Source organism: Bradyrhizobium sp. WSM4874 (assembly GCF_055811835.1).
Window position 1 is genome coordinate 1 of the sequence record NZ_JBVVPR010000189.1, and the last position, 643, is coordinate 643.

Sequence of the window (643 nt, forward strand, 5' to 3'; positions counted from 1 at the left end):
GCTCCATCTCGGCCTTCTTTCGGATCATCGCGTGGAAGCGGCCAACGAGAGCTTGGGCATCGGCCAGCATAGGAACGCTTTGTTCAATAGCGGCAACCGTGACGGTCTCGGCCCTGGTCAGGTGGTCGCGCTTCGTCGTCATAAGCTGCGCTATCGTCCTGGCGGCGGGGACCTTCTGCAATTGTTGATGGCTGATAGTCTCGGCACGCCGCCGTCGCGTCGCCCATTCCGCGACCACGCGCAGCGATCCCATAAAGCCTTGTCCCTTCAAACGGCGCCAGAGTTCGGCACCGTTGCGACAGCCGCCTGACCATTGCGCGTCCAGGAACGGCAGATGCCCGTCCAGGGTGCTTTGACGGGTGCGGAACATATCCGTACCGCCACCGCGGCTTATTTGGCGAACCACATTGCGGCTATGTCCTGTGCGGCGGACGATCTCCTTGAACGGCACACCGTCGCTGACGAGAGCCGCAATTGCGGCATGGCTGTCCTGGCGCCGCAGATAGCCCTGATAGCGCAGCTTTTCCGCATAGGTCAGCAATTCCGGGTTGATCGTTGTCGCTCCGATTGCGGTTCGGATTCTGTTCATGGAGCGGCGCACCGCATCAAGGAAGGCCGCGCTCGCATTTTCCATCAGATGCCA

General features: G+C 61.3%; 1 pseudogene. It reads right to left on the reverse strand.

Annotated features, from left to right (window positions below):
* A pseudogene (locus tag AC0L3P_RS39975) lies at window positions 1-643 on the reverse strand (ISL3 family transposase); the annotation flags it as partial.